This is a genomic window from Streptosporangiales bacterium, from assembly GCA_009379825.1.
Lineage (GTDB): Bacteria > Actinomycetota > Actinomycetes > Streptosporangiales > WHST01 > WHST01.
Window position 1 is genome coordinate 40,060 of the sequence record WHTA01000011.1, and the last position, 14,360, is coordinate 54,419.

At 70.5% G+C, this 14,360-nt stretch carries 12 protein-coding genes, 1 tRNA gene and 2 pseudogenes; 9 read left to right on the top strand and 6 right to left on the bottom strand.

Annotation, left to right across the window (positions count from 1 at the left end):
* The first annotated feature begins 11 nt into the window (after nucleotides 1-11).
* The 3 genes and pseudogenes from GEV07_08095 (at nucleotide 12) to GEV07_08105 (ending at nucleotide 1,864) form a co-directional block, all read left to right on the top strand.
* The gene (locus GEV07_08095) at nucleotides 12-1,151 is read left to right on the top strand and encodes a mandelate racemase/muconate lactonizing enzyme family protein (protein ID MQA02667.1); all 1,140 of its coding nucleotides are present in this window, start codon (nucleotides 12-14) and stop codon (nucleotides 1,149-1,151) included.
* 164 nt (nucleotides 1,152-1,315) lie between these two features.
* Nucleotides 1,316-1,728, top strand: a pseudogene (locus GEV07_08100) (hypothetical protein).
* Between the two features lie 63 nt (nucleotides 1,729-1,791).
* Nucleotides 1,792-1,864 (top strand) — tRNA-Lys (locus GEV07_08105).
* 67 nt (nucleotides 1,865-1,931) lie between these two features.
* On the opposite strand, the gene GEV07_08110 is transcribed toward GEV07_08105, so the two are convergent.
* The gene (locus tag GEV07_08110) at nucleotides 1,932-3,029 is read right to left on the bottom strand and encodes a tyrosine-type recombinase/integrase (protein ID MQA02668.1); all 1,098 of its coding nucleotides are present in this window, start codon (nucleotides 3,027-3,029) and stop codon (nucleotides 1,932-1,934) included.
* Between the two features lie 62 nt (nucleotides 3,030-3,091).
* Nucleotides 3,092-3,772 (bottom strand): annotated as a pseudogene (locus tag GEV07_08115) (MFS transporter).
* A gap of 9 nt (nucleotides 3,773-3,781) precedes the next feature.
* Here GEV07_08115 and GEV07_08120 point away from each other — a divergent pair.
* The 3 genes from GEV07_08120 to GEV07_08130 all read left to right on the top strand — a co-directional run bounded on the left by GEV07_08120 (nucleotide 3,782) and on the right by GEV07_08130 (nucleotide 6,405).
* Nucleotides 3,782-4,477 (top strand): TetR family transcriptional regulator, encoded by a 696-nt coding sequence (locus GEV07_08120; protein ID MQA02669.1) that lies wholly within the window; start codon nucleotides 3,782-3,784, stop codon nucleotides 4,475-4,477.
* A 129-nt stretch (nucleotides 4,478-4,606) separates the two neighbouring features.
* On the top strand, nucleotides 4,607-4,888 hold the full coding sequence (locus tag GEV07_08125; GenBank protein MQA02670.1) for a hypothetical protein: 282 nt from the start codon (nucleotides 4,607-4,609) through the stop codon (nucleotides 4,886-4,888).
* A gap of 11 nt (nucleotides 4,889-4,899) precedes the next feature.
* Nucleotides 4,900-6,405 (top strand): hypothetical protein, encoded by a 1,506-nt coding sequence (locus tag GEV07_08130; GenBank protein MQA02671.1) that lies wholly within the window; start codon nucleotides 4,900-4,902, stop codon nucleotides 6,403-6,405.
* Here GEV07_08130 and GEV07_08135 read toward each other — a convergent pair.
* Genes GEV07_08135 through GEV07_08145 form a run of 3 tightly spaced genes read right to left on the bottom strand, consistent with a single transcriptional unit; the run spans nucleotide 6,402 to nucleotide 9,363 of the window.
* Entirely contained in the window at nucleotides 6,402-7,220 is an 819-nt protein-coding gene (locus tag GEV07_08135; GenBank protein MQA02672.1) for a hotdog fold thioesterase, read from the bottom strand. The genes GEV07_08130 and GEV07_08135 overlap by 4 nt on opposite strands.
* On the bottom strand, nucleotides 6,830-8,389 hold the full coding sequence (locus tag GEV07_08140) for an AMP-binding protein (GenBank protein MQA02673.1): 1,560 nt from the start codon (nucleotides 8,387-8,389) through the stop codon (nucleotides 6,830-6,832). The genes GEV07_08135 and GEV07_08140 overlap by 391 nt, the downstream gene beginning before the upstream one ends.
* Complete coding sequence (locus GEV07_08145) at nucleotides 8,386-9,363, bottom strand: zinc-binding dehydrogenase (protein MQA02674.1); 978 nt, start codon at nucleotides 9,361-9,363, stop codon at nucleotides 8,386-8,388. Before GEV07_08145 ends, GEV07_08140 begins: the two co-directional genes overlap by 4 nt.
* 68 nt (nucleotides 9,364-9,431) lie before the next feature.
* Between GEV07_08145 and GEV07_08150 the strand changes: the two genes are divergently transcribed.
* The 3 genes from GEV07_08150 to GEV07_08160 are packed head-to-tail and all read left to right on the top strand — an operon-like array spanning nucleotide 9,432 to nucleotide 12,024.
* Nucleotides 9,432-10,067, top strand: coding sequence for a VOC family protein (locus GEV07_08150; GenBank protein ID MQA02675.1), 636 nt, complete (start codon nucleotides 9,432-9,434; stop codon nucleotides 10,065-10,067).
* A gap of 38 nt (nucleotides 10,068-10,105) precedes the next feature.
* Entirely contained in the window at nucleotides 10,106-11,113 is a 1,008-nt protein-coding gene (locus GEV07_08155; protein ID MQA02676.1) for a helix-turn-helix domain-containing protein, read from the top strand.
* A complete protein-coding gene (locus GEV07_08160) occupies nucleotides 11,110-12,024 on the top strand; it encodes a zinc-binding dehydrogenase (protein ID MQA02677.1) in 915 nt (304 codons plus the stop codon). The genes GEV07_08155 and GEV07_08160 overlap by 4 nt, the downstream gene beginning before the upstream one ends.
* Here GEV07_08160 and secD read toward each other — a convergent pair.
* The gene (gene secD, locus GEV07_08165) at nucleotides 12,021-14,342 is read right to left on the bottom strand and encodes a protein translocase subunit SecD (protein ID MQA02678.1); all 2,322 of its coding nucleotides are present in this window, start codon (nucleotides 14,340-14,342) and stop codon (nucleotides 12,021-12,023) included. The genes GEV07_08160 and secD overlap by 4 nt on opposite strands.
* Between the last annotated feature and the right edge of the window lie 18 nt (nucleotides 14,343-14,360).

A 14,360-nucleotide genomic window follows, 5' to 3' on the forward strand; every position in this document is an offset into this window, starting at 1 on the left:
ACTGGATGCGCATGAAGATCGTCGACGTACAAGCGTTCCCCTGCTCGTTCCCGACCGCCCCGGAGGCCCGGGTGAAGATGGGCATCGGGGAGGCGGTGAAGCGGGACACCGTCGTCGTCAAGGTTACGACGGACGACGGCCTCGTCGGCTGGGGCGAGGCGCATCACGGCCGCGCACCGGGGACGATCGCGCACCTGATCAACAGCAACCTCAAGCACCTGGTCGTCGGTATGTCCGCAACCGACGTGGCCGGCGTCTGGCAACGGCTGTACCGGATGCACTTCTCCAGTCACGGGCTCGGTGCCGGCACGGCCATCGCGATGAGCGGTATCGACATGGCGCTGTGGGACGTCAGGGGCAAGGCCGTCGGCTGGCCGCTCTACCGGCTGCTCGGCGGCGCCGCCCGCGAGATACCCGCGTACGCGGGCGGCGTATCGCTCGGCTACGCGGAACCCGGCGAGCTGATCGACGAGATGAGACCGTCGGTCGAGGCCGGCTACCGCGCGGTGAAGGTCCGCATCGGCGACTCCCCCGACCGCGACCTCGCCCGGGTCGCCGCCGTCCGGGATGCGTTCGGCGACGACCTCGTCATCCTCACCGACGCGAACACCGGCTACTCGGTGGCCGACGCCAGGGCAGCCATCCCGGGGCTGGTCGAGCACGGTGTCTCGTGGCTGGAGGAACCGTTCCCGCCGCACGACTACCGCAGCTACCAGACGGCCAGCAGCTACGGGCCGATCCCGCTTGCGGCCGGCGAGAACCACTACACGCGCTTCGAGTTCCACCGCCTGATCACCGACGGCGCAGTGAGCATCCTGCAGCCCGACCTCTCCAAGACAGGCGGCGTCACGGAGGTGATGCGCATCGCGGCGCTGGCTTCGGCGTGGAAGCTCTCGATCAACCCGCACACGGCGTCCAGCGGCCTGAACATGGCGGCCACCATCCACCTGCTCGCGGCGATCGACAACGGCGGCTACTTCGAGGGCGACGTCTCCCGCGGCAACCTGTTCCGCGACCAGCTCGTCTCGACGCCGTACGAGGTGAGCGCGGCAGGCACCGTCCGTCCGCTCGAAGGTCCAGGCCTCGGCCTCGGGGTGGACGAGGACTTCCTCGCCGCCCATCCGGTGATCGACGGGCCGAGCTACGTCTGACCCTCACGCTCCGCGTTGACCTCCGGTCGCCACTGGCGCGTCAGCTGCCCGTCATCTGACCCGGACACGATGACGTGCGTCCGAACTACCACGTGGAGGTCACTGTGAGAGTCATCAGGATCGCGCGCGCCGCCACGGCGCTCCTGATCGCCTACGCTGCCGGGATGGGCCTGGCGATACCGGCAGCCGCCGGCACCGACGTCGCGGTCATCGCGCATCGCGGTTCGTCCGGGATCGCCCCGGAGAACACGGCCGCGGCCGTCAAGGCCGCCATCAAGCAGGACGCGGACTTCGTCGAGATCGACGTGCAGCGCACGAAGGACGGGAAGCTGGTCAACTTCCACGCCTCGATGCGGAGCGTCCGTCCGACGCCGAGCTGGTCGAGCTGAGCACCTGGGCGGACCAGGTCAACACCAGCACCGACGTCACCGACGAGGCGCTCGTCGAGCGGGTGCAGGAGCTCGGCATGGAGAGCAACGTCTGGACCGTCAACGAGCCCGGCCGGATGCGTGAACTGGTGGGCTTCGGCGTGGACGGCATAATCACCGACTTCCCCCAGTCACTCACCCAGTCCTGACGCCGGCGGCCAGATCCCCGTCGCCGCTGCGGCCGGCGTGCTGCTACTGTTAGCAGCGCGTTCGCGCCGCTAGCTCAACTGGCAGAGCAACGGACTCTTAATCCGTGGGTTCGGGGTTCGAGTCCCTGGCGGCGCACACTCTACGCAGGTCAGGGCCATGATCACGGCTGCAAAGCTGCTGGTCATGGCCCTGAACCCGCCGGTTACCCACCGCTTTCCTCTTTCGAGGGCTCATCGAAGATGTCCTCCAACGCGGCGACGACCCGAGGGTTACTGGCCTTCCGGCCGAAGTAGACGTCCTGGGTCATCGACGGCCTAGCGTGCCCGAGCTGGTCGGCGACGTCACGGCTGGTCAGACCCGCCTCGTCCAGGATGGTCGCGGCGGTCTTGCGGAAGTTGTGCGAAGTTACCCACGCAAACTTGGCACTCCCTCGCGCGTTGCGAAGATCCCGGCGCGTATTCCACGGGTCGCGGAGGCCACCCTCGGTGTTCGGGAAGACCGGGGCATCCAGCCGTGGGTTCGCGAGGAACCGTCGCTGCAGCATCGCCATCGCCCAGTCCGGTAGCCGCAGGGTCCGCTTGCCCGTGTCGGTCTTGGTGGTCTTACGCAGCAAGCCCTTACCTGTGACGCGGATGATGGTCGAGTCGAAGGTCACTTCACCGGTGGTGAAGTTGACCTGTGACCAGAGCACCGCGATGGCCTCGCCGATGCGGACGCCGGTCGCGAGCAGGAACCGGGTCAAATCGGGTAGGTCCCGCCGCACGGCCTTCTCATCAGTGTCGAGCTGGACCAGCCACTCCGTGCGTTCCTCGCGGGTGAGCGCTCGCGGCGCCTTTCGAGGCTTGCCCTCGATGGGCGAGACGTCGCGAACGGGGTTGGTGAGGATCGCTCCGTAGCGGATAGCGAGCCCGAAGACACCGGAGAGGACGCTGCGACAGGCCTTGGCCGTCGGCGGTCCCGTCTCGTCAGCAACCTGCGTCAGGAACCTGTCGAGCACGCCGGTCGTCGCCTCGGCTACGCGCAGCTCCCCCAGGGCCGGCAGGATATGCCCGTCGATGTGCCGCTGGTAAGTCTCTGCGCTGCCCGGTGAACGTGTGCCCTTCTCGACGGCCCTGTCGAACCGCTCCTTCCAGAGCTTGATGGCATCACGTAGGTAGCTCGCCCCGGACAGCTCGCCTTGGCGCGCGAGTGCGGAACGGTCCTGGAGAGCGACCCGCAGCTTGCTTCGAGCAGCATTCTCGGTCTTGCCCCAGCGTTCGACCCGCCGGGTTCGCCCGTCGAAGTCGCGGTAGCGGGCCATGGCGCGGTACCTGGTGGGCTTGCCGTCGTCATCGCGGGCGGCGACGCAGACGGAGATCTCGCCCCAGGTGCCAAGCGGAGGACGGCACCCCAGACGTCCGGGCGGCCGTTGCGAACCGTGGGCGCACCGGCGGCGACACCTCGCCAGGCCAGGGCTAGCGCGCAGGCGGCCATCGGCACGTTCACGAACATCACCCAGCGCCAGCTGGCGTACTCGGTGAGCGGGCCGCCGATCAGGACGCCGAGGGCACCGCCGGCAGCGTTCATCGCGCTCCATCCGCCGAAGGCCCGGACGCGGGGCTTGCCGGTGGGGAACGTCGCGCTCAGCAGCGCAAGCGCGGACGGCGCCAGCGCGGCAGCCCCGATGCCCTGCACGGCACGGGCGGCGACGAGCTGGCCGGGGTCCTGGGCGAAGCCGCCGGCGAGCGAGGCGAGGCCGAACAGGCCGAGCCCGAGCAGCAGGACCCGTTTGTGGCCGTACCGGTCGGCCGCCTTGCCGCCAAGGAGCAGCAGCCCGCCGAAGGTGCGGGCGTACGCGTGGATCACCCAGGTCAGGCCCACTGCGCTGAAACCGAGGCCGGCAGCGATCTGCGGGAGTCCGACGTTCACGACCGACAGGTCAAGCGACACCAGGAACTGCACGGCGGCGACCGCGGCGAGGGTGAGCCCCTTGGACGAATTTTCGAACACGTTCCGAAAATAGCCTCGGGCGCCGTCAGGTGTCGAACGCGGACGCGGGAGCATGATGGGACGATGGCCAGACCCACCGCACCGCAGGGCCGAACCGGCCGGCCACGCCTCACCTCGCGTGCGCAGATCCTGGCGGCCGCCCGTCAGCTCATCGACCGCGAAGGCTGGGAGAAGCTGACCATCCGCCGGCTGGCCGCCGAGATCGGCATCGGGCCGACGACGCTCTACCACCACGTAAGGGACAAGGAAGACCTCCTGGTCCAGCTGCTCGACGAGCACACCGGGCAGATCGAGCGCCCCGAGCTGCCCGACGACCCGCGGGACCGCATCGTGGTGGCGGCCACCGCGATGCACGACGCCCTCGCTGCCTGGCCGTGGGCAGCGGAGGTCCTCACCGCCGACGGTTTCCTCGGCCGGCTCGGCGAGGCGGCCCTGTGGCCGGTGGAGATCATGGTGGCCGCAGCGACCGACCACGGATGCACGCCCGAACAGGCCGTCGACGTGTTCCGCAACGTCTGGTACTACACCGTCGGCGAGATCCTCGTCCGCGCGCGCTCCGACCGCCGGCTGGCCGACGACCGGCGCCCGCGGCCCAACTACCGGGAGATCGACTTCGGCAGCTTCGACGCGTCGAAGCTGCCACACCTGGCCGACATCGCCGACCAATGGCCCACGCTCGCCGCACGAGACACCTACCCGCAGGGACTCAGCGCGTTCGTCGACGGACTGCTCGCACAAGCCACGTCGGCGACTCCCTAGTTCCGGACGTGGAATAGGCTCTGGACACCCCACGTTTGGCCCACTCGGGGGCATGCTGCGGCCGATAAGGGCGGTATACCAAACGGACGACTGGTAGTCGTCGCACTGAGGGTGAAGGAAGCCATAGATATGAGCAGCTCGCAACGGACCGGCAGTCCGGTCAAGCGGGTGGTAGCCGTGGTCCTCGGGGTCGTACTCGCCGGCTTGATGGTGTGGCCGTGGCCACAGGGAACGCCGGAGCCGATCGTGTTCGGCGTCATGCCCGCCCCGCTGTTCTTCTGGGTGCTGTGGACGGCGCTGTTCGTCGGCTACGTGGCGTGGCTCGCCATCGGGTGGGACCCGTACAAGGACGTCGTGACGCGGAACCTCGCCGCGATCGAGTCCACCGAGTCGTCGTCCAACGAGAGCTGAACGGAGCACACATGTCCGCCCCCGCGATGTGGGTAGCGCTCTGCGTCTTCGCCCTCGTGATGATCGTGCTCGGCTACCTCGGCCACCGCGGCACGACGAGCACCATGGAGGACTTCGTCCTCGGCAGCAGGAAGCTCGGCATGCTGCCGGCCTTCTTCACCGTGACCGCCACCTTGTTCAGCGCGTTCTCGTACTTCGGCATCATCGGCCAGTACTACAGCAGCGGCCTCGGCGCCTGGATCCAGGTCGCCACCACCGCCGCGGTGGGGCCGATCCTCTACTTCGCCGGCACGAGGATCTGGCTGGTCGCCAAGAAGTACGGGTTCGTCAACGTCACCGAGTACCTCTCCGACAGGTACAAGTCGCCGGCGGTCGGGCTGGTCGCCGGTCTCATCATGATCGCCGCGCTCGTGCCTTACATGGGCGCGCAGTTCCGCGGCAGCGGGCTCACCCTCGAGGCGGTCACCGGCGGCGGCATCCCGTTCTGGGCCGGCGCGGTCTTCCTCGCCGTCGTCGTCACGCTGTACGTGATGTCCGGCGGGTTCCGCAGCGTGGTGTGGACGGACGTCATCCAGGGCGCGCTGATGTACGTCCTGCTGATCGTCGCCATGGTGCTGCTGCTCGTCACCACGAAGGGCAGCGTCGGCGACCTGATGCAGGCGGTGGAGGACGAGCGCGCGGGACTGCTGTCCAACCCCGGCGCCGACGGCACATTCGGCCTGCCGTACCTGATCTCCGTGCTCGTCATCTTCGCCGCGGCGCACTTCACCATGCCGCAGCTGCAGCAACGCTGGATGGCCGCACGCAGCCACAGGACGCTGAAGTTCACCGCACTCTCGCTGCCGGTGGGCACCGCCATCATCTACATGTGCGGCTTCTACATCGCCATGGTCGGTGTCGTGCAGCGGCCGAACCTGGAGACGCCGGAGGCGATCTACCCGACGCTGATCGCGGACGTGATGCCGCAGTGGCTGCTCGTCATCGCCATCCTCGCGATCATCGCGGCGACCGGGAGCACGGCGAACTCCATCGTGCTCACGCTGAGCTCGATCGTGGCCAACGAGTACTACCGGCCGCTCGTCGCGAAGCGCGACACCAACCGCAGCCACGACAAGCTGGTCACCACCGTCACCCGGGTGATGCTGCCGATCCTCGTCGCGGGTGGGCTCCTGGTGGCGTTCTACGGGCCGGCAACCATCATCGAGATCATCGTGGCCATCACCTGGCCCGCGGTCTTCCTGATCTTCCCTACGCTCTTCGCCGGCCTGTACTGGCGAAGGGCGACGGCGGTCGCCGCGGTCGCGTCGATGGTGGTGTCCGAGGTGCTGTTCCTCAGCCTGCACCTCGGCTGGCTGCCGATCGACCTGGCCGGCTGGCACCCGGCGATCCCGGCGGGCATCCTCGGCGTCCTCGTGCTGGTGGTAGGCAGCCTGGTCACGGCACCGCCGCCGCAGGAGCACCTGGACCGGCACTTCGCGATGTTCGACCCGGCAGAGCCGCAGCCGACGAACGCCTAGGCGGACGCCGCGCCGGTGGCGTAGAGCCCGCGGCCGACGGCCAGCTCCTTGTCCTGGTCATCGAGCACGGTGATGTCCGTGACGCCGAGCTGTCGGCCGCACCGCACGATGGTGCCGACGCCGCGCAGGTACCGGCCAGGCAGTGCCGGCCGCAGGTAGTCGACGCGCAGGTCGACCGTCGGTACGGCGCTGCCGATCCGGGTGATGAGGGCGAAGTCGCCGGCGACGTCCGCCAGCGTCGCGAGCAACCCGCCGTGCACGTACGAGCCTTCGGAGTCGGCGAGGAACTCGGCACGGTACGGCATGCCGACCACGACCCGGCCGTACGTCGCCTCGAGCAGCTCGAGCCCGAGCCACTTGTGGTACGCGGGTGTGGTGAGCAACCGCTCCACCAGCTCGACGTCCACCTCGTCCGCTGTCGCGCTCACGTAGCCGTCCCTTCCTGTCCCAGCTCGGCGGCCCGCTCGGTCAGCGCCGCCCGGTCGATCTTGCCCGTGCCGCCGAGCGGGTACTCGTCGACGAACCACACCCGCCGCGGGTGCGCGTGCGCGGCACCGTGGTCGAGGCAGTGCGCCTTCACCTCGTCCTCGGTGACGCCGTCTGCCTTGACGAACGCCGCCGGCACCTCGCCCTTGCGCGGGTGCGGCATGGCCACCACCACCGCCTGGCGCACCTGCGGCATGGTGAGCAGCAGCTTCTCCACCTCGGTCGGGTAGACGTTCTCGCCACCGACGTTCATCATGTCGTCGCGGCGGCCGAGCACCTGGTAGTAGCCGTCGGCGTCGCGTGCGCCGAGGTCGCCGGTACGCAGCCACCCGTCCACGCTGATCCGCTTCGCGGTCACCTCGGGCAGGCCGAAGTACCCCACGGTGACGCCGGGGTTGCGCACCCACATCTCGCCGACCTCGCCGAGCGGCACCTCAGGGACGTCGGCCACGGCGGTCGCCGGCATGTCCTCGACGTCGAGCAGCCGCACCTCGCCGCCTGGCATCACCTTGCCCGCCTTGCCGTAGCGCGGCTTCGCGTCGCGCGGCGTCATCAGCACCTGCGGGCCGCCCTCGGTGAGCCCGTACGCCTCGATCACCGGCACGCCGAGGCTGCGCGCGGCCCGGCTGCCGAACTCCTCGGACAGGGGCGCAGAGCCGCAGATGACGAACCGCAACGACGACAGGTCCCTGCGCTCGTGCTCGCCGCTCTCCAACAGCAGCTCGTACGTGGCGGGCACGCCCGTGGTGTACGTGCACGCGTGCCGTTCCACCTCTGCGGGGATACTGCGCGGCTCGGGCGACTCACCCACCACGATCGTGCCGCCGCACAGCAGCAACGGCTTGACGACGCAGATCATCGCGTTCTTGTGGTACAGCGGCGCGGTCACCAACCCCCGGTCGGAACCGTCGAGCTGCCAGCCCTCGCGTACGGCGGACGCGTTCCAGTACTGGCCGCCGTGGGTCAGCAGGCAGCCCTTCGGCGCACCCGTGGAGCCGGAGGTGTACGGCTGCAGGCAGACGTCGTCGTCGCGCACGGGGTACGCCTGCTCGGCCGGGTCGGCGTCGATGTGCGTGCCGTCCCCGGCGAGCAGCCAACCGTCGCCGTCGGTGAGGAGCACCCGCGCGCCGACGTCGCCGGCCAGTGAGGCCGCGCGGTCTGCCAGCGAGTGGTGCGCGACCAGCACGCCGGCGCCGGAGTCGGCGAGCGCGTACTGCAGCCCGGACCTGCCCGACCTGGTGTTCAGCGGCACCGCAATCGCTCCGCGGTAGATCACCGCGAGCAGCGCCTCGACGAAGCTGTGGTCGTTCGGGAACAACAGCGCCACCCGCTGCCCGTACCCGACGTCCAGCCGGCCGAGCACGGCCGCAGCGCGGCGTACCTGCCGCTCCAGCTCCGCGTAGCTGACGGCCAGGTCGCCCTGCCGGATCGCGACCCGGTCGGGGCCGTCCGCTGCGTGCCGCAGCAGCCGGACCGCCAGGTTGTCGGCCGTGCTCACGGCCGCACGACGACCTTGCCGAACACCACCCGCTCCTCGAGCAGGCGCTCCGCCTCGCGCATCTCGTCCAGCGGCAGCACCCGGTCGATCACCGGCTCCAGCTTGCCGTCGCGCACCAGCTCTAGCAGTGCCTCCAGGTCGGAACGCCGCCAGCCGTTGCTGCCCCTGATGTCGAGCTCCCGTACCCAGACGAACGGCTGGAACTGGGTCACCTCGTAGCCGCTCGTCGCGCCGCAGGTCACCACGCGGCCGCCCGGCCTGGTCGCCCGGATCGAGTGCTGCCAGGTGTCCGCGCCGGTGTTGTCCACCATCAGGTCGACGCCCTGCTTGCCGGTGGCCGTCCAGACCTGGGCGCCCCAGTCGTCCTTGCTGGAGTCGATCAGCACGTCGGCGCCGAGCTCGCCGAGCCGCTGCAGCTTCTGCTCCGAGCTGGCGAGCGCGATGACCCGCGCGCCGACTGCCTTCGCGATGAGCACAGCGCCGGTGCCGAGCCCGCCGGACGCGCCGAGGATCGCGACCGTCTCGCCCGCCTGCAGCCCTCCGCGGGTGATCAGCTGCCGGCGCGCGGTGCCGTACGCGATCGGCAACGCGGCGGCCTGCTCGTACGAGACCTCGTCCGGCAGCGGGATGATGTTGCCCACGGGCACAGCCGCGTACTCGGCGAGCCCGCCCTGCATGTCCTCGCCGAGCGCCTTGCCGTCCACCAGCGGGTCGATCAGCACGCGCTGCCCGACCGTGCGGCCCTGGACGTTCGCGCCGACCCGCTCGACGTCGCCGGAGATGTCGCCCCCTGAGATGTGCGGCAGCGGCAGGTGCTTACCCGCGACGCCCTTGCGCACGAAGATGTCCAGGTGGTTGAGCGAGCACGCGCGCACCCGGACGAGCACGTCGTCGTCGCCGACCGCCGGCTCCGGGTGGTCACCGATGACGCGTCCGTCCGGTCCGCCACGCTCGACGATCAGGGCAGCACGCATCGGTTCACTCCTCCAAGACTGGGCGCGGTGTTGCGACGCGTCCAACATACAAGGGCTACGGTGACGAGGTGTTCACCGAGATCGACCACCTGGTGTGGGCAAGCAACGACCTGGCCGGCCTCGTCGCGCACGTCACGTCGCTGACCGGCGTAGAGCCGCAGGCCGGCGGGCAGCACGAGGGCCGCGGCACCCGCAACCACCTGCTCGCCCTCGGCGCCGGGCGCTACCTCGAGCTGATCGGCCCGGACCCGGAGCAGGCCGCGCCGGCGACATCCCGGCCGTTCCAGGTCGACCGGCTGGCCGGGCACCAGCTCGCCGGGTGGGCGGCACGCACCAGCACCATGGGCGACGTGCTCACGGCCAGCCGGGAGCGCGGCTACGACCCTGGCCCGGTGGAGGACATGTCGCGGCAGCTGCCGGACGGCTCGCGGCTGAGCTGGCAGCTGACCCCGCCGTCCGGCGGGCTGGCCGGCGTGCTGCCGTTCGTCATCGACTGGCGCGGCGGCGGACACCCCGCCGACGAGCTGGCCGTCGAGGTGGAGCTGCTCGCGCTGCAGCTCACCCACCCGGACCCGGCCGCGGTCGAGCGCGGGCTCGACGCGCTGCTGCTGCGCGACCGCGACGCCGTCACGGTCGAGGCCGGCCAGGCGCCCGCCCTGCGCGCGCAGGTGGCGACCCCGAACGGCGTCGTGGAGCTCCGCTAGCGCTGCGGCCAGATCGCTGCGCGTGCAAGAATCGGGTCATGGCTGTGTTCACGCACCCGAAGCGGCACCGGGTGGCGGTGCTGGTCAGGAACGGCCTGCTGCCCATCGAGCTCGGCATCGTGCACCGGCTGTTCGGCGACGCCAGGTCGGCGGCAGGCGAACCGCTGTACGAGGTGCTGACCTGCGCGCTCGAACCAGGCCCGGTACGTACGGAGGCCGACTTCACCGTCCAGGTGCAGCACGGGCCGCAGGCGCTGGCCGAGGCGGACACCGTGATCGTGCCCGCCGCACATGACGGGGAGCCGGACGGCGGGTACCTGCCCGGCGGGCTCGCCGCCGCGCTCGCACTGATCCGGCCGGGCACGCGGGTCGCGTCGATCTGCACCGGCGCGTTCGTGCTCGCGGCCGCGGGACTGCTCGACGGCCGCCGGGCCACCACGCACTGGCGGGCAGCACGCGGGTTCCGGCGGGCGTTCCCCCAGGTGCGCCTGGACGCCGACGTGCTCTACACCGACGAGGGCGACGTGCTCACCTCGGCGGGCGTCGCGGCGGGCATCGACCTGTGTCTGCACATGATCCGCAACGACCACGGCTCCGCGGTGGCCAACGACGTGGCCAGGGGCACCGTCGTACCGCCGCACCGCGAGGGCGGGCAGGCCCAGTTCGTCCGCCGGCCGGTGCCGGCGCCGCGGGTCTCGTCCACCGGCGCGGCGCGCGCCTGGGCGCTCGAGCATCTAGACCAGCCGCTGACGCTGCGCGACCTCGCCGGCAAGGAGTCGATGAGCGTACGTACCTTCACCCGCAGGTTCCGCGACGAGGTCGGCGTCTCCCCGCTGCAGTGGGTGACCCAGCAACGCATCCAGCGCGCTCGCCAGCTGCTCGAGGAGACCGACCTGCCGGTCGACCGGATCGCCACCGACGTGGGGTTCGGCACAGCGACCTCGCTGCGCCAGCACCTGCAGGCCGCGATCGGCGTCTCGCCCACCACGTACCGCAGCACCTTCCGCTGCCCGGACACCGACCTGATCGAGGAGGAGCCGGCGTGAGCACCGCAGTGGTCTTCGACGAGTACGGCGATCCCGACGTCCTGCACCTGGCCGACGTCGAGCTGCCCGAGGTGGCGCCCGACCAGGTCCTGGTGGACGTCGCCGCGGCCGGTGTGCAGCCGTTCGACACGTACTTCCGCAGTGGCCGTACGGCGTCCTGGCTGCCGGCCACCTTCCCGCAGCAGCTGGGCAACGAGGTCGCAGGCACCGTACGCGAGGTGGGCGCGGACGTCACCGCGTTCGCCGCCGGCGGCGAGGTGCTCGGCTGGGTCTCGTTCCGTGGTTACGCCGAACAGGTGGTCGTCAAGGCGAAGCAGCTGGTGGCGAAGCCGGTGGAGATGCCGTTCGAGGTGGCAGGCGTACTCACTGCCTCCGGGCAGACTGCAGCGACGGCGCTGGAGGACCTGGCGGTCACGGCCGGCGACACCTTCCTCGTACACGCGGCGGCCGGCGGCGTCGGTTCGTTCGCCGTGCAGCTCGCGCGGGCGGCAGGCGCGACGGTCATCGGCACCGCCAGCCCGCGCAACCACGACTACCTGAGGTCGCTCGGCGCACTGCCGGTCGGCTACGGCGACGGGCTCGCCGAGCGGGTGCGCGAGCTGGCGCCCGACGGTGTGGACGCCGCACTCGACGCCGCGGGCACCGACGAGGCGCTGCGGGTGTCGGCGGCGCTGGTCGCCGACAAGAACCGGGCCGGCAGCATCGCCGCGGGCGCGCAGGCCAAGGAGCTCGGCCTGCAGGAGCTCGGCACCAGGCGGTCCGCAGAGCGCCTCGCCCGTCTCGTGCGCCACTACCAGGACGGCGCGCTGCGCGTCACGGTCGACCGCGTCCTCACCCTCGCGGAAGCCGCCAAGGCCCACCGCGAGCTTGAGACCGGCCACGTCCGCGGCAAGATCGTGCTCCGCGTCTAGACGACGGCACCGGAGTCGGTGCGTTCGCCGCTGTGCGTACGCGGGCGACCCGACTTCTTCTTCGCCCCGCCGCGGTGTACGGCCACGGGTGCCTGCGTGCGGGAAGCCAGGCCGACGACGATCGGCGTCGCGGTGAACACCGTGGAGAACGTACCCGCCACGATCCCGACCAGCAGCGCGACGGCGAAGTCGGTGAGCGAGTCGCCGCCGAGCACGGCGAGCGCCGCGAGGATGAACAACGCGCCCATCCCCGTGTTCACCGTGCGCGGCACCGTCTGGAGCACGGCGGTGTTGGCGACGCCGGCGAACGACGCGCCCTTCTGCCGGTGCGACAGCCCCCACTGCTCGCGGATGCGGTCGAACACCACGACAGAGTCGTTCACCGAGTACCCGATCACCGTGAGCATCGCCGCAAGGAACACGCCGTCGACGGGTTTGCCCAGCCAGGCGAACGCGCCGATGACGATCAGCACGTCCTGGAACATGGCCAGCACCGCGCCGAGACCGAAGGTCCAGCGGAACCTGATGGCCAGGTAGAGCAACTGCGCGGCGAGCGCGACGCCGAGTGCGATCAACGCCTTGTTGCGCAGCTCGTCGCCGAGGCTCGGGCCGATCAGCTCGTCGCGTTCCTTCTGCACGTCACCGGCCACCCGCTCCAGCGAGGTCTCGATGCTGTGCGCCTCGTCGTTGTCGAGCTGCCCGGTGCGTACGGAGATGTTGTCGCCCGAGGTCTGCACCACCGCGCGGGGGAAGCCCGCGTCGGCGACGGCCGACCGCGCCCGTTCGACGCTCACCTCGTCCGACACCGAGTACTCCAACACCCGGCCGCCGGTGAACTCGGCGCCGAAGTCGACGCCGCGGAACCCGATGCCGGCCAGTGCGACGACGACGACCACCGCGGAGACGCCGAGCCAGCGCTTGCGTCTGCTCATCAGGTCGGGGTTCCTGCGGGTCAGCCAGTTACGCACCCGGCCGGTGCTGGCGAGGCCGGTGATGGCGGGACGGTTCTTCAGCAGCCTCCGGTCCACAGCGAGCCCGGCGAGGAACCTGGTGATCAACAGCGCCGACACCATCGACGCGACCACACCGATGGACAACGTGACACCGAAGCCGCGCACCGGCCCGGACGCCAGGAAGAACAACAGGCCCGCCGCGAGCAGCGTGGTGACGTTGGAGTCGACGATCGCGCTCAACGCCTTGCCGAAGCCACCGGTCAACGCCCGCGAGACGTCACCGCGGTTCTCGCGCAGCTGGTACTCCTCCCGCGCTCGCTCGAACACCAGCACGTTCGCGTCCACAGCCATCCCGATGGCGAGCACGAAGCCGGCCAGGCCTGGCAGCGTCAGGGTGGCGTTCAACGCGACGAGCACGGCGTACGAGATCAGCGCGTAGCAGGCCAGCGCGACGGTCGCCAGGAAGCCGACGAGCCGGTAGATGACGACGATGAACAGCGCGGTCAGCGCCACGCCGATGACCGCGGCCTTGGCCGACGCCTCGATCGCGTCGGCGCCGAGTGTCGGGCCGACCGTGCGTTGCTCGATCACCTCGACCGGCATCGGCAGCGCGCCGCCCGCGATCAGTACGGCAAGATCCTTCGCCTCCTTTTCCTTGAACTGTCCGGTGATCTGCGTCGAGCCGCCGGTCATCCCGACGTCGCACTGGATGTCCTGCGCCACCTGCGGCGAGGAGATCACCTTGTCGTCGAGCACGATCGCCACCCGCCGCCGCGGGTCACCGGGCTGCTGACACGCAGCGTCGCCGGTGAGGCCCTCCCACTTCTGTACGCCTTCGCCCTCGAAGTCGACGTTGACCACCCACTGCGCGGTGGTCTGCTGGTCGATCACCGACTCCGCGCCCTTGACCTCGTCACCGCTCAGCGCGCTCGGACCGAGCAACAGCCGCTGGCCGGCCTCGTCGGGCAGTACGCGTTCACCCTTGCCCAGCTCGGGTTTCTGGCCCTCGGGCGCGATCCCCTTCACCGGGTGGAACGAGAGCTGCGCGGTGCGGCCGATGACCTCCGCCGCCTCCCGCGGGTCCTGCACCCCGGGCAGCTCGACGATGATGCGGTTCTCCCCCGACCTGGTCAGCGTGGGCTCGGACACGCCCAGCGCGTCCACCCGGCCACGGAGCACCTCCACCGTCCTGTCGGTCGTCTCCGCGTCGGCCTTCACCCTTGCGGTGTCCTGACCCTCGAGGACGATCTGGGTGCCGCCTCGCAGGTCGAGACCGAGGCGGGCCGGTGAGCTGAGCGCGAAGTACAGCGACGCGCCGATGATCGCCAGGGCGAGTACGGCGCGCACGACGGGTGCACGGGACAACGAGAACCTCCGGAAGAG

What these genes read in the sequence shown, in the direction of transcription:
- GEV07_08130 (MQA02671.1), top strand. Translation starts at nt 4,900, where the DNA reads ATGTCCGCCCCCGCGATGTGGGTAGCGCTCTGCGTCTTCGCCCTCGTG.
- GEV07_08120 (MQA02669.1), top strand. Translation starts at nt 3,782, where the DNA reads ATGGCCAGACCCACCGCACCGCAGGGCCGAACCGGCCGGCCACGCCTC.
- GEV07_08155 (MQA02676.1), top strand. Translation starts at nt 10,106, where the DNA reads ATGGCTGTGTTCACGCACCCGAAGCGGCACCGGGTGGCGGTGCTGGTC.
- GEV07_08145 (MQA02674.1), bottom strand. Translation starts at nt 9,363, where the DNA reads ATGCGTGCTGCCCTGATCGTCGAGCGTGGCGGACCGGACGGACGCGTC.
- GEV07_08125 (MQA02670.1), top strand. Translation starts at nt 4,607, where the DNA reads ATGAGCAGCTCGCAACGGACCGGCAGTCCGGTCAAGCGGGTGGTAGCC.
- GEV07_08095 (MQA02667.1), top strand. Translation starts at nt 12, where the DNA reads ATGAAGATCGTCGACGTACAAGCGTTCCCCTGCTCGTTCCCGACCGCC.
- GEV07_08110 (MQA02668.1), bottom strand. Translation starts at nt 3,029, where the DNA reads ATGGCCCGCTACCGCGACTTCGACGGGCGAACCCGGCGGGTCGAACGC.